General features: G+C 37.0%; 22 protein-coding genes and 1 pseudogene. 14 read left to right on the forward strand and 9 right to left on the reverse strand.

Translation table 11 applies throughout. From position 1 onward, the window contains the following. Positions 1–132: 132 nt before the first annotated feature. From FCJ93_RS15625 to FCJ93_RS15640, 4 genes are all read left to right on the forward strand, one after another. A complete protein-coding gene (locus FCJ93_RS15625; RefSeq protein WP_137744122.1) occupies positions 133–786 on the forward strand; it encodes a class II aldolase/adducin family protein in 654 nt (217 codons plus the stop codon). A 107-nt stretch (positions 787–893) separates the two neighbouring features. Next, positions 894–1,760, forward strand: a complete 867-nt coding sequence (locus FCJ93_RS15630) for a Cof-type HAD-IIB family hydrolase (RefSeq protein WP_170211333.1) — start codon at positions 894–896, stop codon at positions 1,758–1,760. An 84-nt stretch (positions 1,761–1,844) separates the two neighbouring features. Then, positions 1,845–2,498: an L-fuculose-phosphate aldolase gene (locus FCJ93_RS15635; RefSeq protein WP_137744124.1), complete on the forward strand. Its 654-nt coding sequence runs from the start codon at positions 1,845–1,847 to the stop codon at positions 2,496–2,498. A gap of 367 nt (positions 2,499–2,865) precedes the next feature. Further along, entirely contained in the window at positions 2,866–3,207 is a 342-nt protein-coding gene (locus tag FCJ93_RS15640; protein WP_137744125.1) for a hypothetical protein, read from the forward strand. A 454-nt stretch (positions 3,208–3,661) separates the two neighbouring features. Here the strand turns inward: FCJ93_RS15640 and FCJ93_RS15645 are convergent, their stop codons facing one another. From FCJ93_RS15645 to FCJ93_RS15650, 4 genes and pseudogenes are all read right to left on the reverse strand, one after another. Next, positions 3,662–4,318: a nitroreductase family protein gene (locus FCJ93_RS15645; protein WP_235879508.1), complete on the reverse strand. Its 657-nt coding sequence runs from the start codon at positions 4,316–4,318 to the stop codon at positions 3,662–3,664. 48 nt (positions 4,319–4,366) lie between these two features. Beyond that, positions 4,367–4,486 (reverse strand): annotated as a pseudogene (locus FCJ93_RS25930) (4Fe-4S binding protein); the annotation flags it as partial. After that, positions 4,479–4,583, reverse strand: a complete 105-nt coding sequence (locus FCJ93_RS25935; RefSeq protein ID WP_211344126.1) for a 4Fe-4S binding protein — start codon at positions 4,581–4,583, stop codon at positions 4,479–4,481. The gene FCJ93_RS25935 and the pseudogene FCJ93_RS25930, both read right to left, overlap by 8 nt. A 519-nt stretch (positions 4,584–5,102) precedes the next feature. Beyond that, positions 5,103–5,894: a MerR family transcriptional regulator gene (locus FCJ93_RS15650; RefSeq protein ID WP_137744126.1), complete on the reverse strand. Its 792-nt coding sequence runs from the start codon at positions 5,892–5,894 to the stop codon at positions 5,103–5,105. A gap of 246 nt (positions 5,895–6,140) precedes the next feature. On the opposite strand from FCJ93_RS15650, the gene FCJ93_RS15655 reads away from it, so the two are divergent. The 3 genes from FCJ93_RS15655 to FCJ93_RS15665 are packed head-to-tail and all read left to right on the forward strand — an operon-like array spanning position 6,141 to position 8,015. After that, the gene (locus FCJ93_RS15655) at positions 6,141–6,521 is read left to right on the forward strand and encodes a GntR family transcriptional regulator (protein WP_137744127.1); all 381 of its coding nucleotides are present in this window, start codon (positions 6,141–6,143) and stop codon (positions 6,519–6,521) included. After that, positions 6,514–7,365: an ABC transporter ATP-binding protein gene (locus FCJ93_RS15660; protein ID WP_137744128.1), complete on the forward strand. Its 852-nt coding sequence runs from the start codon at positions 6,514–6,516 to the stop codon at positions 7,363–7,365. The genes FCJ93_RS15655 and FCJ93_RS15660 overlap by 8 nt, the downstream gene beginning before the upstream one ends. A gap of 5 nt (positions 7,366–7,370) precedes the next feature. Beyond that, a complete protein-coding gene (locus FCJ93_RS15665; RefSeq protein ID WP_137744129.1) occupies positions 7,371–8,015 on the forward strand; it encodes an ABC-2 transporter permease in 645 nt (214 codons plus the stop codon). A 348-nt stretch (positions 8,016–8,363) separates the two neighbouring features. On the opposite strand, the gene vanT is transcribed toward FCJ93_RS15665, so the two are convergent. The 5 genes from vanT to vanR form a co-directional block, all read right to left on the reverse strand. Then, the gene (gene vanT / locus FCJ93_RS15670; RefSeq protein WP_137744130.1) at positions 8,364–10,496 is read right to left on the reverse strand and encodes a serine racemase VanT catalytic subunit; all 2,133 of its coding nucleotides are present in this window, start codon (positions 10,494–10,496) and stop codon (positions 8,364–8,366) included. After that, entirely contained in the window at positions 10,493–11,260 is a 768-nt protein-coding gene (locus tag FCJ93_RS15675) for a D-alanyl-D-alanine carboxypeptidase family protein (protein WP_137744131.1), read from the reverse strand. Before FCJ93_RS15675 ends, vanT begins: the two co-directional genes overlap by 4 nt. Continuing rightward, positions 11,257–12,309 carry a D-alanine--D-serine ligase VanG gene (gene vanG, locus FCJ93_RS15680; protein WP_095309313.1) on the reverse strand — a complete coding sequence of 351 codons (1,053 nt, stop codon included), beginning with the start codon at positions 12,307–12,309 and terminating at the stop codon, positions 11,257–11,259. Before vanG ends, FCJ93_RS15675 begins: the two co-directional genes overlap by 4 nt. Before the next feature lie 133 nt (positions 12,310–12,442). Next, the gene (gene vanS, locus FCJ93_RS15685) at positions 12,443–13,495 is read right to left on the reverse strand and encodes a vancomycin resistance histidine kinase VanS (RefSeq protein WP_137744154.1); all 1,053 of its coding nucleotides are present in this window, start codon (positions 13,493–13,495) and stop codon (positions 12,443–12,445) included. A 31-nt stretch (positions 13,496–13,526) separates the two neighbouring features. Further along, positions 13,527–14,231, reverse strand: coding sequence for a VanR-ABDEGLN family response regulator transcription factor (gene vanR, locus FCJ93_RS15690; protein ID WP_137744132.1), 705 nt, complete (start codon positions 14,229–14,231; stop codon positions 13,527–13,529). 342 nt (positions 14,232–14,573) lie between these two features. On the opposite strand from vanR, the gene FCJ93_RS15695 reads away from it, so the two are divergent. The 7 genes from FCJ93_RS15695 to FCJ93_RS15725 all read left to right on the forward strand — a co-directional run bounded on the left by FCJ93_RS15695 (position 14,574) and on the right by FCJ93_RS15725 (position 21,706). Then, complete coding sequence (locus FCJ93_RS15695) at positions 14,574–15,563, forward strand: metal-binding protein ZinT (protein WP_137744133.1); 990 nt, start codon at positions 14,574–14,576, stop codon at positions 15,561–15,563. 84 nt (positions 15,564–15,647) lie between these two features. Then, the gene (locus tag FCJ93_RS15700; RefSeq protein WP_137744134.1) at positions 15,648–17,282 is read left to right on the forward strand and encodes a metal ABC transporter solute-binding protein, Zn/Mn family; all 1,635 of its coding nucleotides are present in this window, start codon (positions 15,648–15,650) and stop codon (positions 17,280–17,282) included. Positions 17,283–17,369: 87 nt separating this feature from the next. Then, a complete protein-coding gene (locus tag FCJ93_RS15705; protein ID WP_408014804.1) occupies positions 17,370–18,080 on the forward strand; it encodes a metal ABC transporter ATP-binding protein in 711 nt (236 codons plus the stop codon). Beyond that, entirely contained in the window at positions 18,026–18,871 is an 846-nt protein-coding gene (locus tag FCJ93_RS15710) for a metal ABC transporter permease (protein WP_095309323.1), read from the forward strand. The genes FCJ93_RS15705 and FCJ93_RS15710 overlap by 55 nt, the downstream gene beginning before the upstream one ends. A 361-nt stretch (positions 18,872–19,232) precedes the next feature. Next, positions 19,233–19,880: an SDR family oxidoreductase gene (locus FCJ93_RS15715; protein WP_137744135.1), complete on the forward strand. Its 648-nt coding sequence runs from the start codon at positions 19,233–19,235 to the stop codon at positions 19,878–19,880. 491 nt (positions 19,881–20,371) lie between these two features. Further along, positions 20,372–21,217: a MurR/RpiR family transcriptional regulator gene (locus tag FCJ93_RS15720; RefSeq protein ID WP_095309327.1), complete on the forward strand. Its 846-nt coding sequence runs from the start codon at positions 20,372–20,374 to the stop codon at positions 21,215–21,217. Between the two features lie 105 nt (positions 21,218–21,322). Next, positions 21,323–21,706, forward strand: coding sequence for a RidA family protein (locus FCJ93_RS15725; RefSeq protein WP_095309329.1), 384 nt, complete (start codon positions 21,323–21,325; stop codon positions 21,704–21,706). The last annotated feature ends 31 nt before the right edge of the window (positions 21,707–21,737 follow it).

Here is a 21,737-nt window from a genome sequence, read left to right on the forward strand (position 1 = left end):
CTCAGACTAAAATATCTTTCTCTTAACGTTTCATTATAAGAGCAGTCTGTCAGCATAGCTGCAAAACATGAGAATAGAGTGTTCTTACGTTCAAAATTATTGACATGATCATTTTAATTAAAGGAGGATATTATGTTATATCGCAAAGAAAGAGAGGAACTTGTCCAGGTCGTTAAGACGATGTTTGACCGTTTTGAAACGAATACTGCTGGAGGAAATGTCAGTGTTCGTATGAATAAAGAACATATTATTATGACTCCAACTTTAATGTCACAAGAAAAACATTGTGTGTTAAAACCCTATGAAATCCTTGTTGTAGATATGGATGAAAATCTTGTGGAAGGTGAAGGGGAAATAACGCGCGAAATCAACATGCATATGGCATGCTATCGTGAAAGAGAGGACGTCCAATGTGTCATTCATGCTCATCCAAAAGAATCCCTTGTTTTTGCGACAGTCGGAGTAGATATGCCGAACTTAACAGAAGGGACACAAAAAGTTGGAGAAATTCCGGTTTTGCCTTTTGCTCCAGCAACCTCTGAGGAACTTGCTGAAACCGTAAGAGCACATGTGAGAGATTTAGAGGAAAATTTTTCATTGCCAAAAGTCATGCTTTTAAATAAACACGGTATTCTAGTTTTAGATAAAACGCTAAAAAAAGCATACGATATGCTCGAAAGAATTGAATATAATGCATATGTAGCACAAAAAGCATTATTATTTGATGCATTAAATATAAAAAAATTAACGATAGAGAATGAGCTTAAATATAATTTAGAAGAATAACGGCTGATAAAACAAGAATACGGGTTGTATTTGGTATGACTCGTATTCTTCTAGTTTGAAGCTCTTGCTGAGGTTTTTTGCGTATGTTTAAGGCTGGAGGAGAGAGTATGAACCTTATTGCAATAGATTTAGATGGTACGATGTTATCTGGCAAAGGAACGATTAGTCATAACAACAGGGAGGCTGTCCGCCGAGCACAGGCCGAAGGGAATATCGTAGTTATTGTTTCGGGGCGTGCCTTTCAAGATATAATAGAGATTTTAAAAGATGCCAAGCTTGAATGCCCAATCATTGCTGCAAATGGCGCACTAATATATCATGACGGAAGAGTAATCCAAAATCTTTATTTAGATGGTAACACCGTGAAAGACTTATTAAAAATATCAGAGAAGTTAGGAATATATTATGAACTTTATACGAACAAAGGAATCTATCAGTTAGAAAATGAAAAGATGAACATTATGAAGGAAATATCCTCTTTGAGAAAAAAGGACCCAGCATTTTCTGAGCATAAAGCAAATCAAATGATGGTGACTCAATATAAACAAAAAGGGATCATCAATGTGTTAGACAAGCAAGAAATTCTACTGGAAAAATCCCTGGCAGTAACAAAGTTTTTTATGATTTCTTTTGATCTGGAAAAGCATAAATGGCTGGAGAGGGAATTAGAGAAAAGAGCGGACTTAACTGTGATTAAATCGGACATTCAAAAATTTGAAATTGCTCATCCAAAAGTTAGTAAAGGCAATGCCTTACAAGCTTTTGCCAATTTCATAGGAATTCCGCTAAATCGTGTAACAGCGATCGGAGATAATCTAAATGATATTTCTATGTTTTGTGTATCAGGCACGAGTATTGCAATGGGCAATGCAGTGGAAGCAATTAAAAATATCGCAACTTATGTTACAAAATCATGCGATGAAGACGGTGTAGCTTATGGCATTCAACATTATATTATACAAAAAGATAAATAAAATGTATGGCATTAAATGTTTTTTTGTTGGTGGGCAAGGTTTAACTGGATGGACAAGGATGAGATAATAAAGGAGCGAACCGATATGACTTTATTAATGGATGAACGGAAACAACTGGTGAAGTACGGATTAAAATTAGTCGATTCAGGTCTTACTGTGGGAACGGGTGGCAATATAAGTATTTTTAATAAAAATTCCGGCTTTATGGCTATAACACCAAGTGGAATCGAATATGATCAATTGCAGGAAGAAGATATAGTTATTATGGATCTAGAAGGGAATGTAAAGGAGGGTTCGTTGAAACCTTCAAGTGAGCACCAAATGCATTCGATTGTGTATCGAAACAGGGACGATGTTTCTGCAATGATTCATACCCATGCACTTTATGCCACCACGATATCGTGTTTAAATATTGATCTACCGGCGATTGACTATTTAGTTGCACATGCAGGAGGAAAAAATGTAAGATGCGCCAAGTATGCAACATATGGCACAAAAGAGTTAGCTGAAAATGCTCTAGAGGCAATGAAAGATCGAAAAGCGGTACTACTAGCCAATCATGGAATTAATGTTGTTGGGGATAGTTTGGAAGAAACCTTCGCTGTTACAGAGCAAATAGAATTTTGCGCACGGCTATATTGGCAAGCCAGAGCATTTGGAGAACCGGTTATACTCCCTGATGAGGAAATGAATATGATGGTGGGGAGATTTGAGAATTATGGACAGCAGAAAAATTAATTGTTGGTGTTAGTGATTAGGCGGAAATTTGATAATTAGCTTCCATTAAATTAAAGTAAAGAAAATAATTTTTATTATACATCCGTTAAAAATATTTGGAATGGGGAATGTATAAATGTAAGATAGCGGGGCGCTTCCATCGGGAGCGTCTTTTTCTTCTTTATTTTGTAAGCGTAATGTTTAAGTTATGGAATAAGCACACTAATTTTCTACAGAATGATGCGCTTAATTATGGTATGTTTATATTGAAAGTTGTTTGAAAGGGGGAATAAATTATTTAGCAGATGAAAGCAGAATGAATCAGTTATTAAAAAGTAGTTAAGGCATTGATAAAAGTGGATGCACTAATTTATAGGAGGGAATAGAAATGAGTTCGAAGAATGATGACAGCTATTTTGTTGCCAATAATGCTGAAGAACTTCTTCGTGGATTAACGAACAAGGAATCTTATATTTTAATTACGAAGGATTATGTTAAAGAATTTGAAGATAATACAGAACTGCCATTATCTGAGAATGAACAATTAGGATTTAATTTAGGATTTCGTGGTAATGCAGGAATCTTGAGCGAGATTTTTTATCAACTAATTAATAAATTTAGTGATGGAAGTAAGCAACAAAAGCAAATTGACAGTAGGATCAGAAAATATACAGTGAAAAAATTAGCTGATGGTGAGCTTCTTTTGTACTTACGTCAATTAGACTATTAAGCTTGTTATTCCATGACATTGCTTTAAAAGTATTGTGAAACTAATTTTGTGAAGTTAAGCGGCTAATATTAGAAGGTGAATTAATATTAATATCACTGCACAGTAGTGTGCAAGCTCCCAATAATGAGCGTGAGCATTAATCATCGTTGTTATATTGATACCACTCCCATTTGCTCGATTGGCATTTCAAAGACATCAAATACAATAATTCACCATTTAAAAAGTGTGGGTGGGATGAAATCTTCCATTATATTGTATGAGATCATAGGGAAAAATTGGAGTAAATCATAAGAACATTCACAGAGTAATTTACAGTTTGTCTTTTGTACAATGTAATTGATTGAATGAAATTTTGGGCTTTTGAGAAGTCAGGTTATCTGCCTAATAAACTGTCTGATTGCGAAAAATTAATCGATGAGCTTGCATGTAATCTCAGTTACAGTAGATCAGCTTGTTAATAAAATTTAATATCAGAAAATGTTCTTTTTATCGCAAAGCTATATTTTACACTGGGATAACCAAAAATGATCATTAGCCCATTTTTATTTTTTAATGGAATACCATATTTTTTCTTTGTTCTTTTGCCAAAAAAATTTAATATAAATTGAGGCGTACCAATCATGCAACTTCCTAATCCTAATGTTTGAGCAGCCAACATAGCATATGTTGCAGGAATATAAGGATCAATAGGATCAGCATATGGGGATGAATGGAAATACATTGCTAATGGTGCCGAATATGTTAACCAGTTCTGCCCTTCTTCATATTTTTTTAAAAAGGTATCAATTGCAGTTGAAGCAAAACTTTCTATCGATTTATAAGTTTCCCTGCTCATAAAAGGCTTATAAGCTTTTAACATCAGTGGCGAGAAAATCCACTTATTTTTCTTTAAAAGATTAACTAAATCTAATGTGAATTCTTCAACTTTATCATTTCCATCTAAAATTAAAACTTCGACATCAGAACTTCCAAGTCCATTTGGTGCAGTTGCTGCTGCTTCTAAAATTTTTGCTATTTTCTCTCGCTCTATTCGTTGATTTTTAAAGTTTCGCACACTTCTGCGGGAGAGCATTAATGACATTAAATGCTCGTAATTAGCGATCTCTTCCATTTTCGGAAGCTCAATGACATCATCTGGGGTCATGCCCCTGCCGTTTATTTTAATTGCTTTCGTTGGGCAAACTGCCATACATTGACCGCAAGCAATACAGCCAAAGACACGATTTTGGTCAACTTTGATGATTTGATCTTCAACAAATAAAGGCGCCCCTTTACACACCTTTACACACCTTTACACAAAGCCCACAGGTAATGCATTTGTCTCTATCAATCACAACGTCAGCACTTTCATAGAATCGTCCAGTTTTTAATGGCATAATTTGAACTCCTTTAAGGTCCCACTTAAAATATGAAGAGAATGATAATGATGAGGTCCGTTAAGTGAGTGCTTCCAGTATTTAAAACGACAATACATACTTTTTTTTATTATAATCCATTTATTTTGCTACAAGCATTTTTAGAGATAATGTAACAAAAAATTCAAAATGATTCACTTATACTATTTAAAAGGCTCTCTAAAAAGAGAACATTTTTTTCGACGATCTGGTTAATGCGAGGATTTTGCAAAGAATAAAAGGAATTTACTAGTTGGGTGCGGGGATTTTCCAATTAATGTGGTATTTTTGAAGATATTCCGGATTTTCCTAAATCGGAAAACCCGTTTATTTCGTTTACACCCTATCAACGACCAACGATGTTCGTTGCTTTATTCTGCTTTTGAGAGATTAGGGTTTAGTTTTCCCCATGCCTGAAACGGTTAACGTCGATGCAGGATTGGGAAGTGGAAAAAACGAACTTGTTTTTCTCCACTTCCCTCGTTTTAGAGACTATATGCCTTAAAGATTATTCTCCTCTTTGTACATCTCCTCCATCGCCTCTCCGATAGCTGTCAAAAAAGCTTCTTCTTCTTCTGTGAAGAAGTTAGGAAACTTAAAGTCTAATTCTTCGGTTTCCATCGATTGCTGTGCTTTTTCGAGTTGCTCCGCGAATGCTTCATGATCATCGATATGTCGAGTGACCATCTCTGTCAATCTTGTGAGAACATCAAACGCTTCAGGGGATTGAGGAGATGCTCCATTTTTTATTAATTCTTTGATTGTGGATAGCAATTCTAACATTTCTAAATCAATCTGTTTTCGTTGCTCTTTTGAAAGTGAAAAGAAATGGTTTACGATATCCTCGGAAAAATATTCTCTAACCCATTGCTCCTGTTCTTGCTCATGCTCCATTTCATAAAGTAGTGAACGCAATAGTGCCCAAGTGATGGGCTTCCCTTCCGACATTAGCATTTGAATACGTTCTACCGCTTCAATTGCCCGATTTAACTCATTCCTTTTTTCAGTCAATAATTGATGTTGCCACGCTAAAGATTTTTCTAGTTGTGGTAATCCTTTAACATCATCTTCAAGTAAGTTTTTGATTTCCTGTAAAGAGTAGCCGATGAATTTTAATGATTGAATCAGCTGAAGCTTTGCCAATTCCTCCAGCCCATAGAGCCGATGTCCGGCACTATTTTTTTGCGCTGGAATGATTAAACCTAGTTCTTCGTAGAATCGCAGCGTCCGTACCGTAATTCGTGCTTTCTGTCCAAACTCACTAATCGTATAAACAGGTTCCTGTTTTTTCATAGTTAAAAGCCTCCTTTTCGTACTTACATATACAGCGTAGCATATGACGTAACGGCGGGGGCAAGGGGGAATCTGTATAGTGGTGAACTCCTTTAAAAAACCTGTGACTCCATTTAAACTAAGATAAAAATAAATGGGGATCGATTTTTTTGGAATCATGAAACTATGATGATTACTTATTGACAAGTACATCTAAAACTGTATATTCTGTATATGTTGATAGTAATACAGTTTTGGGGTGATAGGTTGAACATTGTTATTTCCAACAGTTCTGGTTTGCCGATTTATGAACAGATTAAAGATCAAATTAAAGATCAGATCTTATCAGGGGAATTAGAGGAAAATGAAATGCTTCCTTCTCTCCGTAAATTGGCCCGGGATTTGAAAATAAGCGTGTTAACAACTACGAGAGCATATAATGAACTTGAACAGGAGGGATACATCACAAGCCAGCACGGCAAGGGCTTCTTTGTAATGTCGAGCGGCTCTGAATTGATTCGTGAACAACTTATTAAGGAAGTGGAGCTTAATTTGAACAATGCTATTCAAGCAGCGCAACGAGCATCAATGACGAATGAAGAAATGCTCGAATTATTACAGCTTTTGCTGGAGGTTGAAAATGACTAATCATTATTTGGAGTTAAATGGTGTGAGTAAGACTTTTTCTGGTTTCAAGTTGGACAACATTAGTTTTTCCTTGCCTAAAGGCTATATCATGGGTCTCGTTGGAACTAATGGAGCTGGTAAGACAACTACAATACAGCTTATCCTTAATATGCTTAAAATGGATAGTGGACAAATACAGATATTTGGTCATGACCACGTGAAATATGAAAATGTTGCCAAACAATATATTGGTGTTGTATTTGACCATGTTTTCTATGTGGATAGTTGGACGGTTAAGGATACGGAAAGAGCTATTTCTTCCTTCTATCATAATTGGAGACATGATGTTTTCAACGAAATGTTAAGACGCTTCGATCTGCCTCTGGAAAAAAAAGTGGGCGAATTATCACGTGGTATGCAGATGAAATTAATGCTTGCTTGCGCGATGTCACATGATCCAAAACTGCTCATACTTGATGAGCCGACTAGTGGGCTAGACCCCGTTTCTCGGGATGAACTTTTGGAAATGCTGCAAGAATACATCCAGGATGGTGAGAGAAGTGTATTGTTTTCTACGCATATCACGTCAGATTTAGAAAGAATCGCCGATTATATTACCTTCATTCATCAAGGGCAGATCGTATGCTCCGGGAAAATGGATGACTTTCTGGGAAGATTTCGACTTATCAAAGGAAGGCATAAAGAGCTGACATCGGCTCTACAGGAAAGGATTATCGGTTTACGTATTACGGATATGGGTTTCGAAGGGCTTATCGATATTAAGGAAGCTACTAAATATAAACATTTGGTCCTTGATGCAGCATCGATTGACGATATTATGATACACATTGGCAAAAGGAAGTGACATGCATGGCAGGATATCTAAAAATGGCAAGACTTGATTATTATACGATGAAGTCTCAAGTCATTATCTATTTGACATTAGCAGCTATTGTCATGATATTTGGATTTATGGGTTCATCCTTTATGATTATGTGCATTACCGGTTCTTGGTTCACAGCTCTGCTATCGTCTAATATATTCGCTATACAGGAAAAGAATGGACTTCATCGTTTATATGGATCAGTGTCCATCAGTTTGAGCAATATTGTCATGGGGAGGTATATTTTTTATATTTTTAGTTTCGTCATATCTTTCATAACTATTTCGATTATATATGTCTTTATGATACTACTAGAAATCAAAGCTTTGGAATTGCTTGACATTCTATTGGGATTCAGCATGTCATTATTGGTCTATTCCCTTATTATAGGAATACAGGTTCCTATGTTTTTCAAGATGGGCTATACAAAAGCGAAAATATGGACAATGATTCCATTTGTAGGAATATTGGCTTTACTGATTATCCCATCTTTTACGTCCGTATTGTCGGGGGTTGTTGAAACGATACTGTCACATCAAGTTTTTCTTGTTATTGGTGGTTTTTTTATAAGTTGTGCAATCCTGTTTTTATCATATCGATTTTCCCTTTTCGCATATAGGAGACGAGAGTGATTGTTAATCAGAGTCACCTCTTTTTATATAGGCCATGTATATGATTTTGGCTCATTTCTCAAAAAAACATGGTTTCTCACGCCTTTCAGCTATGCTGATGGCTCTGTCTAAGATGAAATGAAAGAGAAAGCGAGCCTTCTCCTATCATTTCATCAAATCAGAGTTAAAATGAGCTTGAAAATAGCAGAACATCTATATTTCTTAGGAGCTTGCAGACAAGAAACAATTAAAGTTGAGGTACTAAAGTATTCTTTTTACTGATCTTTCCAAACAATTGAGAATTTGAGTTATACTTTGATTCATCATATAAATGGAAGACGAATTCAGTACCCCGACAAATAAAGCAATTTAATGGAAGAAGGGATTCTTGTATATATAATTCAGTCTAGAACCGAGTCTGCTTAATAGCTCATTCGTAATAGTACCACACTTATTGGCAACCTCTTCGGAAGTTATCCGTTCTGATCCGTCTTTTCCAATAATGGTAACGATGTCATTGGTCTGGACATTGGCTAGATCGGTTACGTCGACAATGAGCTGATCCATACAGATTCTTCCGATAATAGGCGCCTTTTGACCGTGAATGAGAACATGTCCATGATTTAAGTTTCTCGGCAGTCCATCTGCATAACCAATCGTGACAACTGCTGTTATCATCATTTCTTTAGTTTCATATGTTCTGCCATAACTGACAAACTCGCCAGGTGGGACGTGCTTTACCATCGCAACTCTTGCTTTGATAGCTAAAACGGGCTTCAGCTCCACTTTGGAAACGACCTCATCGTTATTGCTTAAGATACCATAAAGCGCGATGCCGGCACGAACATAATCATACTGCAAATCGGGATAATTCAATAAACCATAGCTAGCCTGAATATGTCGTCTGCCGATACGCAGCTGTTGGGATTGCAGCCATTCAATCGTCTGATTATATTTAGCAATCTGTTCGTTAGTTGAGTTAATATCTTCCGGCTCTAAGCTATCGGATACAGATAAATGCGAGTAAATCCCTTTAATTTTTAAATGCTGACAGCGATAAATTTTTTTTAGTTCGGTAAGCTGTGAGGCATCAACACCCAGTCGATGCATGCCCGTGTCCAGTTTCACCTGAACATCTAGCCCGATTCCATATTTGTTTAATTCTCTAGCGTAAGAAAGTCCGATGATTGTTTGCGTTAATCGGTACCTTTTAAGAAAGCGGATATCCTGTGGATTGGTATAACCAAGAACGAGGATTTCCCCTTTGACTCTATTTTTTCTTAACTGAATACCTTCAGCCAAAGTAGCGACTGCAAATGAGTTAATTCCGTTCTTGTTTAATTCTTTTGCTACTTTAACTGCGCCATGACCATAGGCATTCGCTTTTACTACTGCCATCAATTTTGTATTTCCCGGCAGGAGCTTTCTCAAAATCTCTATATTTTCTCGCAATGCCTGTAAATCAATTTCAATCCAAGCCCTACCGGTTGGGGATGGAGTTTGTTTTCTCCACTTAATGCCCCAACTTAAAAAGGCAGCCATAACAAAAGAAAGCACACTAACCGTCAAATAATGCACGAAACTATTAACAATAAATAAGTGCTCCAATTTAAAAAGATCAGCAGTGAATCGTACGACGACAATCATCCAAGGATGAATAATATACATAATAGTTGCAATGTTCCGCAGGTTTTTACTGCTTTTTCCATTTAATTGAAGCAGAATGAGAAATAAATAGTACATGGTTGGAACTAACATGATATACATACTATCATGCCGTTGCAAGGAATGAGCATGAAGCCAAAGCCCTTCAACTACTAACAGGACAAAAGATACAATGAACAATAATAAATTATTTTTTAATGATGAAGATTTGCGCCCTTGATAGATCAGCATTCCCATTGTTAGAAAGATTGGTACCATAAATAAACCGTTTCTTGTATAATCTGTGATAGAAAAAATGCCATCGTAAAACGTGTCAATGAACGTGATTTGTGTTGCTATGCCGTAGTAGCTATCTCCAAATAATCCGAGCAAATAAAGAAAAATTGACAATAGAAAGGTTAATTGGAGCCCAAGCCTTCTCATACATAAACGAACGATCAATATTCCGAGGATCAAGCCTGGGAAATACCACAAATGATAGAAAGTGCCGTCAATGAAAAGATCTTTTATGAAGGTGATCCACCAATTCTCTCCTTTGTAATGCCCAGCATATAGATTAAGCGGTAAAAATAATATAATGGAGAAAGCATATAACAGGGCCATTTTTTTACAAAAGGCAAGAATATACGAGTTGTCTCCATTTTTAATATATTTATAGAGAAAATATCCGCTCACCATAAGGAAAAATGGAACGGCTGTTCTAGCGATGATTCGCGTTAAAATAAAATCAGCATTCTCCCCAAATGAAAGAAGGGGGGAGGTATGGTTTGCGATCACTAGGAAAGCAGCGATTAATCTGAATGGATCCAATGCACCTGTGTCATTTTTCAATCTCATTGCGGTGCACTCCAAGTTGTTAATATAAAGCCATCAACATTATTGCCAGAGAGTTGGTATAAGCTGCGTTCCGGTATCTCTATGGTTGTAAATGGTTCAATTGCCCTAATATAAGAAATATCAAATTGTGTTTCTCTTTCTGAAAATGTATAAGGCTGCCCGCTGAATGGATAATCATAAAGAAACTGAATATATTCTTCAAGGCAAAAATCATGTTGCTTGATAATTTTTGCGTGTGGATAGCCGACATAGCGAAAATGCCACGGTTCGTGAGATATTCCTGTTATTGCTTCTTTTCCTTGTCCATACCTTTCTATAAATCCGTAATCTGGAGCAAGTGTTCGAAATTGCGCAAAAACTCCAGTATAAGGGAAAGAAGGGCGTATAAAATCAATGACATCTTGATTTTCTCCTAAATCAATCGCAAGCCCTGTTTGGTGTTCACTGCAATTCGGATAAGCAACATATTGTTCAGTAAATGTCCTGCCATTTTGTCTGAGAGAATTGGAGAATAGTGCTTCCTGTTCTTCTTTGCTTCTGAATCCGCTGACGGAAACGATTTGTTTTCGACAGCCTACCTCATCGATTAATTGGTTGAGGGAGGCGGCGGCTCTTCTTTCAAGCAAAACCTCATCGTTCATTGCGAGACAAGGTGCGAGAGTGTTTGCACTTTTTAGTCGTGAAGGTTTAATGGGGTGAGCGCGATTGACTAACACTAAATATCCGTTGAAGACATCAGCTTTATGCAATGTTAATGTTCTCATCGCTCTAACCCTAATTGGATCACTTTATCAATGATGGCTGAAAACGTTAATCCAATTCCTTTCATCATATTTGGATAGCGGCTATGGTCTGTGAAGCCAGGAAATGTATTGACCTCGTTAAAGACAATATCTTGATTTTTTGTAATAAACATATCTACCCGCGCTAATCCTCTACATCCAAGAGTGCGATAGATTTTTTTCGCTGTTCTTTTAACTTTTAATGCAGTATCAGCGTCAATGCGGGCGGGCATGTGAATACGGGAAGTTGCAAGCGAGTATTTTTCATTGAAATCAAAATAGCCTTTTTCTAATTCGATTTCATCGACTTCACCAATAAGCAGTTCATCATTTCCTAGGATCGCACACCCAACCTCAAACCCTTCAATCAATTCTTCAACAATAACACGTTCATCATGACAAAATGCGGCCGCGATCGCTTTAGGTAATTCTTTCTCTTCCTTCACAAGGGTGATCCCGATGGAGGAACCAGATTTTACTGGTTTAACAAAAAGTGGATAATGAAGCTTCTTAGTTGCTGTGGCGATCTGCTCTTTTATTTGCCTTTTTGTAAAAACGATGGAGGCTGGTGTGCGAATTCCTTCATGTTCCACTAATTTATGAGCGCTATCCTTGTCCATACATAATGCAGACGAGAAGGTATCACAACCAACGAACGGAATTCCAATTAATTCTAAATATCCTTGTAGTGTACCATCTTCGCCATTTTTACCATGCAGAACTGGAAAAACGATATCGATCGTTGTTTCTATCAATTGCCCTTGCTTATATTCGATTAATTTATTGTCATATCTGTTTGGTGAGAAGGAAACGGATATACAATTTTCTTTATCGCTCCACCATTTATCTTGCTGAATATTATCTAAGCTGCCGTTATATTTGTACCAAGCTCCAGCTTTCGTAATACCGATTAAAGTCAGTTCGTACTTATCAAGATCCATATGGGACAGGACCGAATAGGCAGATTGAAGGGATACTTCGTATTCATTTGAACAGCCGCCAAAAATAACTGCTACACTTATTTTTTCCATTGAATTCATTCCTCCTAATAAAATAAAAACACTTTATGTTTCGCACATTTATCGTACTAAAACATAAAGTGTTATTTTTTCGTTTATTATCAAGGAATTAATACGTTTTTCTGAAAAAAATCTTACGAATTTCTTACGATTCGATAGGCAGTTTTACCATAAATTCAACTTTTTCATCTTCACTGTTGGCCAGGATAGTGCCTCCGTGTAATTCAACAATTTCTTTAGCGATTGCAAGACCAAGCCCCGCTCCTCCCGTTTTTGTGGCGCGGGAAGTATCGAGGCGATAAAATTGTTCGAAGATGCGAGCGAGCTTATCTTGAGGAATTGTTCGCCCATGATTGATAAAATGGAGCTGGACGAACTTCTCATCCTTCGTTGAGCGGATCAAGATCGTGCTATGCTCATAGCTGTAGTTAATCGCATTACGGATTAAATTATCGAAGACCCGCTCCATTTTGTCGATATCACATGCAATTTCAAGATTTGCCTCAATTTCTAATTGATAAGTTAAGTTCTTCTCAGCAAAAAGTGGATTAAATTCATACGTTATTTGTTCAAGCATTCTTGTTAAATTAACTTGACTCATTTCTGGGCTAAGCTCAGTTAAATTGAACCTTGTAATTTCAAAAAACTCATTAATTAAATCTTCCAGTCGCTCAGCTTTGTTTAAAGAAATGGCTAAATATTTTTCTCGAAGCTCTGGAGAGATTTGCTGCTCATCCCTCAGCAATGTGATATAGCCAATAACAGAGGTCAACGGAGTCTTTAGATCATGTGCTAAGTATACAAGTAAATCATTTTTGCGCTGTTCTGCTTCTTTCGCCAATCTGGCATTGCGAATAGACTCCTGTTTAATCGAATTCATTCGTTCTTCAACTTGTCTTAACTCAGCAGGAAGATAGATGTATTCATCATTATTAGAAACGAGCATATTGCTCGCGTTGACAACGGTATCGATATAGGCTAATGTCTTTCTCCAATAATAAAGGAAAATGAACAGAAAACCAATCACCCAAACGGTTAAGATGAATGCAATTCGGTTCTGATTAATAAGGTTAAGAATACGATATAAAAAGTCGTCTTGATACCAAGTAAAGAAGCTTAATACATAAGCTGATCCAATAAAGAGTGAGATCAATCCTACTGTAAAAACGGTAATCGCAATGAAAAAACGCAAAAACATTTTTCCTGTTAATCCTGTGCTTACCTCTTGATTATTCAATGGTATAGCCAACCCCCCAAACAGTTTTAATAAACTTCGGCTTTCTTGATGGTTCTTTCATTTTCTCTCTCAGCCGAGCGATATGGGCCATCACGGTATTATTATTATCAATGTATTTTTCACCCCAAACGGCTTCGAATAGTTCTTCAGAGGATACGACCTTCCCTCTGTTTGCACATAAATACCAAAGAATAGAGAATTCAAGAGGAGTCAATGACAGCGATTCTCCATAGAGGGTGCATTTATGAGTATCTTGATTGATAATTAATCCTGAGAAATCGAATTCATTTGTACTTTCACTAGGCTGGCTCGTTGCAGCGTTGCTCGGGTTATAGCGTGTGTAACGGCGCAGTTGTGCCTTTACTCTAGCAACCATTTCTAGCGGATTAAACGGTTTTGTAATATAATCATCAGCCCCAAGGGTAAGGCCGGTAATTTTATCAATATCTTCAATTTTTGCAGTTAACATGATTACTGGATAATGATAGGTTTCGCGGATTTTTTGGCAAAGTGAAAACCCATCTACTCCTGGCAGCATCACATCTAATATTGCAAGTTCTAATTCATTCTTTTCAATAAATTCTAAAGCAGACTTGCCCTCATAAAAAACTTGAACATCGTATCCTTCATTTGTTAAATAAAACTGAACTAAATCGGCAATCTCTTTTTCGTCATCTACTACTAAAATAGGGTTCATTTTGTCACCTCATATGATTACAACATACTACTTATTATGATTATAGATTAAATCATCTTTAGTTGAATGAGAAGAGCTCATCATAAATAAGATTTTTGGCTCATTTTTTTCCTTGGATTCAGCATAGCTTCATTTCGTGAGAAACCTTGTATTCATACGAAATGAAGCAGAATCGCTTGATTGAACAAATGTTAAGATGGGGGATGGTCAAAGTTGAATTCCTTTGAATATAGTTTAAGAGTTGGCAAGGAATAAAAAAATCTTGACAGGGGGGAGAAATAAGTGCTACGGTATAAAACGTAATAATTACGATTTACATAAATGTTGAGAAAGGGGAAAAAAATGAAAAAACTACTTTTTAGCTTATTTGCCTTGTTGCTATTTAGCTTCCTTCTTACCGCTTGTCAAGGGACAGAAACGGAAAAAGTGGAGAAAGAATCGGAGGACCATGTTGAGGAGGAACATGATCATGATGAACATTCGAATGATCATGATGCTCCAGAGGGGATAAAAATTGAAGGTGTTGCGGATCACTATCATACTGGCGATAAGATTGAATTAACGGCCGTTTTAGATGAAGAATCTGATTCTGATCATTGGCATTGGTATAGTAGAGAAAGTGCTGATGCTCAATGGGAAGCTGTTTCAGGACAGGAAACAGAAACATTTACAGGTGAAGCAACGATAGATGGATTAGAAATAAAAGTTGTTTTATTCGACGACGATCACAAGCCTATTGTTCAATCTGCACCTATTAAAATCGTTATTGATGATCACCATGGACATGATGAAGAAAGTAAAAAAATATATCAAGGCTATTTTGAAGACAGTCAAGTAAAAGATCGTGAATTGTCTGATTGGGAGGGTGATTGGCAGTCCGTTTACCCATATCTATTATCAGGGGATTTAGATGAAGTATTTGAACATAAAGCAGAACATGGTGATATGACAGCAGAAGAATATAAGGAATATTATACAGTTGGATATGAAACAGATGTTGATCGGATCACAATTGAGGATAATATGGTAACCTTTTTCCAAAATAATCAGGAATATTCAGGAGAGTACGCAGAAGACGGCTATGAAATTCTTACGTATGAAAAAGGAAACAGAGGAGTACGCTTTATTTTTAAATTAGTAGATGGATCTGAGAAAATGCCACAATATATTCAGTTTAGTGATCACAATATTTTCCCAGTTAAATCGCATCATTTCCACTTATATTGGGGCGATGACCGTGAAAGATTGCTAGAGGAAGTAACCAATTGGCCAACCTATTACCCTTCCAATTTAGATGCAGAAGGTCTTGTGCGCGATATGTTAGCCCATTAATATCTGATATTTTGATAAGTGCATTATGTAAGTTAAATCGTAAACATTACGCTTTAAGTGGTGTTGATAAAGAGGGGACTAGAAATGAAAAAAAATAGGTTACTAGCCATTTCCTTAATTTTAATAGTGAGTACTTTTCTTTTTGGTTGTCAAAAGGAAGAGAACTCCTCAGATAAAAAGATTTCCGTGGTAACATCGTTTTACCCAATGTATGAATTTGCACAGCAAGTAGGAGGAGAGCGGGCGGACGTAACTTTAATGGTCTCTGCTGGAGAAGATGCCCATCATTATGAACCAAGTGCTAAAGATGTGGCGCGTGTTAATGAAGCAGATGTATTTGTTTATAGCAGTGAAGAAATGGAGCATTGGGTAGACAGTTTATTAAAAACGACTGAGAATGATAAACTTGTAGTTGCTCGTACAGCAGACGGAGTAGATTCCGGTGATGATCATGGTGCTCATGAACACGATGCCCAATTAGAGGGCGTAGAAAATGTGGAGATTCATGGTGTAGCTGACCATTATCATACTGGTGATATCGTTAAATTAACAGCGGAATTAGAGGGAAATGTTGATTACGAGCATTGGCATTGGTATACACGCGCTAACGCTGATGAGGAATGGGTAACGGTACCGAATCAGGGAGGACCTCAGTTTGAATATGAAGCAACAGGTGAAAGTTTCGAGGTTCAAGCGGTTTTATTTGATGATGCCCACAATGAATATGCAAAGTCAGCGCCAGTAGAAATTGTCATCAATGATCATGGTCATGATCATGACGATAAGGCTGATCACGAACATGGTAATGAAGCCGAACACGACGAAAGTCATGATCACGAACATGGCGAAGAAGATGGCCATGATCATGATCACGGTGCTGAAGATGAGCATCATGAGCATGGAAACGATGCTGCAGCTGGCACGATCGAAATTGTAGGCCGCGCTGATCACTATCATACAGGAGATGTTGTTACACTTGTTGCTGAGCTTAAGGAAGAAGTAGACTATGAACATTGGCATTGGTATACACGTACAAGCGAAAATGAAGAATGGGAAGTAGTGTCTGGCCAGGAAAGCGATCATTTTGAATATAAAACGACTGGCGAGAGCTTCGAAATAATGGCAGTTCTTTATGATGATGATCATCATACATTTGCAGAATCCGAACCGATTGCAATTGTCATTGATGACCATGAAAATCACGATCCACATATTTGGTTGGACCCAGTATTGGCACAAGAGCAAGTTAAAGTGATTCGTGATGCTTTCATTGAAGCTGATCCTGACGGAAAAGAAGTTTATGAAAAAAATGCAGAAGCATTTATTAATGAACTGCAAGCATTGCATGAAGAATATGAGGCTGCACTTAAAGATGCTAAAGAGCGTGTCTTTGTCGTGCAACACCAAGCATTTGGTTACCTTGCTAAACGATATGATTTAGAGCAGATTGCTGTTGGCGGCTTATCTACAGAAGTGGAACCAAGTCCATCCAGAATTGCAGAAATTGGAGAGCTGGTAAAAGAATATGGTGTACCAGTCATCTATTATCAACAAGGAGCCAATTCAGCAATTGCGGAAACTGTCGCGAACGAAACAGGTACAAAAACAGCTATTCTCTATGATTTAGAGGTGCTGTCGAAAGAGTTGCAAGAAAAAGACTTAGGCTACGTGGAAGCAATGCGTGAAAATCTGAAGTCTTTACAGTTAAGTGTTCAATAATTAGGGGTCGCTTTGAAAGAATAAAATAAGCAATATTTCCTTAATGAGTAAGTAAGGATTGATTAATAATAGAAGAAAGGTCGCATAATGGTGCATTATATCGAAGTAGAGAAACTTGCCTTTCATTATCAAGATGAGCCAGTATTAGAGAATATTTCGTTTGAGGTTGACCCGGAGGATTTTGTCATGCTGACAGGAGAAAACGGTGCAGCAAAAACAACTCTGTTAAGAAACATTTTGGGTCTACTGAAACCATCGAGAGGAAGCGTCAGGCTCTCACCGGTGAATTGCTCTGGTGAGAAACTGGTGGTTGGCTATGTTTCTCAGCAAATTGCTTCCTTTAATACCGGTTTCCCAAGCACTGTTCTGGAACTGGTGCAATCTGGTCGTTATCAAAGAGGCAAATGGTTTAAAAGATTGGATAAAGATGATAAAGAGCATGTACGTCGTTCGCTAGAATCAGTGGGGATGTGGGAGATGCGTAATAGAAAGATCGGAGAGCTGTCAGGTGGGCAAAAGCAACGCATTGCGATTGCCCGCGTATTTGCAGCAGATCCTGATTTATTTATTCTCGATGAACCTACAACAGGCATGGATGTGCAAGCCCGAGAGGAATTTTATAATTTATTAAGGCACAATTGTATGGAGCATGGTAAGGGAATCTTGATGGTTACACATGATCATGAAGAAATACGCCATTACGCTAGTAAACATATTGAGCTGGTACGGAAGGAGGACTCCCCTTGGAGATGTTTTTCTATGGATTCATGCAAAGAGCTTTCCAAGCCTCATTCCTGATTTCTTTAATAGCACCAATACTGGGCCTGTTTCTGATTTTACGCAGGCAATCTTTAATGGCCGATACATTATCCCATATTTCCTTAGCGGGTGTAGCACTGGGTTTGCTCATTGGTGTTAATCCGACATGGACCAATCTTTTAGTGGTAATCGTGATTGCAACATTGCTTGAATATTTACGGCAAATATATCGCACGTATTCAGAGATTTCAATTGCAATTTTAATGTCTGCTGGAATGGCATTAGCACTTGTATTGATGGGTATAAATGACGGTGGAGTGACACTGAGTATGACGCAGTTTTTATTCGGGTCCATTGTCACCATTAATGAACAACAGATTTGGTTATTGTTGGTATTAACTGCTATTGTTGGCTTACTATATTTGATTTTTCGAAAACCGATGTATGTTCTTACATTTGATGAAGAGACAGCTTTTACGGTAGGTTTACCAATTAAAACGATGTCGATTTTATTTAATGTCTTAACAGGAGTAACAATTGCGGTAATCATGCCAATAGTTGGCGCTTTGCTTGTATCAGCGATTATTATTTTGCCTGCTGCTATCTCGCTGCGATTAAGCAAAAGCTTCAATGGAGTTATTTTGATTGGTATTGTGATTGCACTAGTTGGGATGTTGAGTGGTTTAGCCGTTTCTTATGAAATAGGAACTCCTCCAGGAGCGACAATCACATTAATTTTAATGATCATTTTTGCTGTCATCACCCTTTTAAAATACAGCTTGCGTCATATTCAATTAGAGCGGCTATATAAGAAAACTGATATGTCATGATAGCAGAGATGCATCCTCAATTCATTTTGTAGATAAAACATAGATTTGGTTGCATAATTAACATCAATCGATATTAACAGCTTAATTTATTTATATAACAGTCCCTTTCATTCAGTCGTCCAACTGTAAATGGAGGGGATTTGTTGTGTTTTTAGGAAGAAGTCTGCATTAACTATGTGCCTCACAATTATAAGAGATAGGTGTTTTTTTTATGAAAGAAGGAAACTGTCAGTGGAAAAGGACTTTCTACTGAATAAGTCTTTAGAGAAATATCTTTTGCTTGAGATATTGCAGATTGCTTGAATGGAACTGTTCTTCTTTGACACAATATCACTAAGATGATAGGAAGGAGTGAAGGTACATGAACGTATTTTTAATTGGAGCAAATGGTCAAGTTGGTAAGCATATTGTCCAATTGTTATCAGATAGCAGCGATCATACGGTCAGAGCTATGGTTCGAAATGAGGAACAGGCGATTCAACTTAAGCAATCAGGTGTTGACACAGTTGTGGCAAGTTTGGAAGGCAGTGTTGATGAGCTTGCAGCGGCGATGAGTGGCTCAGATGCTGTCATCTTCACAGCAGGATCTGGAAGCAAGACAGGGTTTGACAAAACACTGCTTGTTGATTTGGACGGTGCAGTCAAATCAATGGAAGCTGCGGAGAAAGTAGGAGCAAAACGTTACATTATGGTCAGCGCCCTCCAAGCGCAGAACAGAGAAAGCTGGAAGAATAGTCCGATTAAGCCTTATATGGTGGCGAAGCATTATGCTGATCGCATGTTAATAGCCAGCGGTCTGAATTACACGATTGTAAAACCTGGCCTCCTAACGAACGATCCTGGTAATGGGAGGGTGCAGGCGAGTGCGACTTTATCTGGTGGCGCTATTCCACGAGAGGATGTGGCAAAGACAGTTGTGGCTACTTTAATTGAGAAAAATACATATCGCCGTTCATTTGATCTATTGTCTGGAGATATGGATGTCCATGAGGCTTTAAAGCTCCTTTAATGAATGATTTTTTTAATGGGTGTATATGTTTTATTTTTAATGGATGAGGCAGAAATTTTATTTGTTTCAAAAAGTGTGCAAGGTGAATTTGAGTATCTTTAAAATTTACCTTGCTTTATTGTTTTAGACTGTAGGCAAACTCTCGATGAAATCAAAGTTTGCCTACAGTTATTTTGATCTCTGGTATTTATTAAGTGTTACGTAGAGGTTATAGAACCATAATGCAAGAGTCACAGTAAGAACCAGTCCTTCAATCTTTACAATCTATGATGAGTAAAGTTCGGGGGGTAGTGCCTATAATTTTCCTAAATCGAAAGAAGAAGACTTTCTATTTGCTCTTCTAAAAGGATAGGAATTTAAAAAGTCTGTAAGAAAATTTAACAAAAATATTTACAATTTAAAAAATATTGATTATTCTATAAAAAGAATAATTTAATTCTCTTTTTTAAATAAAAGAATGATTACATCCTACTTATAAAGGGGGAATATAAATGCGGATAGAGGATTTACTTAGAGAAAATTATCAAAATCTATCAAAGGGACAAAAAAAAGTCGCTGACTTATTATTAAGAGATATAGTCGGGTTCAGTATGTCAACAGCTTCACAAATCGCAAAGCAGGCTGAAGTCAGTGAAACAACTGTCATTCGATTATCTTATGCCCTGGATTTTGAGAGTTTTTCTCAAATGCAAAAACAAATTCAAAAGGAGTATTTGCTGCGAATCGAACAGCACGGGAATTCCGTTGGAGAAGAACCGAAAGATCATCTGGATTTTATCGATACTTTGATAGAGCAAGAAATTGAAATTCTTACAACATTAAGGAGTAAATTGGATATAAGTCAATATTGGCAAGCAATTGATGAAATAATGACAGCGGATGAAGTTCATCTCGTTGGATATAGAGCATCATATCCTGCTGCTTATTGGTTGTACTTAAAATTGAATATGTTAAGAAAAAATGTATATATGATTTCTTCGAAAAATTGTTACCCCGAAGATTTATTAATTGAATCAAATAAAAAAATTGTCTTTATTTTTATCTCGTTTCCAAGATATGTGGCACAAAGTTTAGAAATTGCGGAGACAGTGAAGGAACAAGGGGCAAAACTCATCACGATTACGGATCATCCACTTTCTCCTATTTCCCGCATCTCAAATATTAGCTTCACAACTCAAATACATGCCAACTCAGAGAATTTTATCCCGATCAGCTCAGTTTTGAGTTTGTTGAATATCATTACAACTGGAATTGAAAAAAAGTATGAAAGGGAAGTGATGCAAAGAGTTGAGAATATACAAAACATCTACAAAGAAAAGGACTATTTTCTTGAGTAGTTCTAGAGGTAACTAAAAAGGCTCCACGGTTAGTACAATTACAGCAATTTATAGCTATTCCAGAAACTATAATAATAAAAAATGAAAGAGGGCAAAGAAAATCAAATGGAAGCGATTACAACAAAAAATGCACCACAAGCATTGGGACCTTATTCCCAAGCGATAAAAGTTGGGGAATATTTATTTCTATCTGGGCAAATACCAATTAATCCCGCGAGTAATAAAGTGGAAGCAGTTGGTATAAAAGAACAAACGAGACAAGTAATGGACAATATTCGCTCAATTCTAGAGAGTGACGAATTAGGATTGGAGAATATTGTGAAAACCACGATTTTTATAACCGACATGGAACAATTTTCAATTGTTAATGAGGAGTACGGCGCAATTCTTGGGTCACACCGCCCGGCAAGATCTACTATTGAGGTAAGTCGACTGCCAAAGGATGTATTAATTGAAATTGAAGCAATCGCAACTTATGCTGTTCGCTAGTTTGCTAACTTGATATTTAAAGAACATTTAT

The sequence above is a fragment of the Robertmurraya siralis genome, from assembly GCF_005502275.1.
Classification (GTDB): domain Bacteria; phylum Bacillota; class Bacilli; order Bacillales; family Cytobacillaceae; genus Robertmurraya; species Robertmurraya siralis.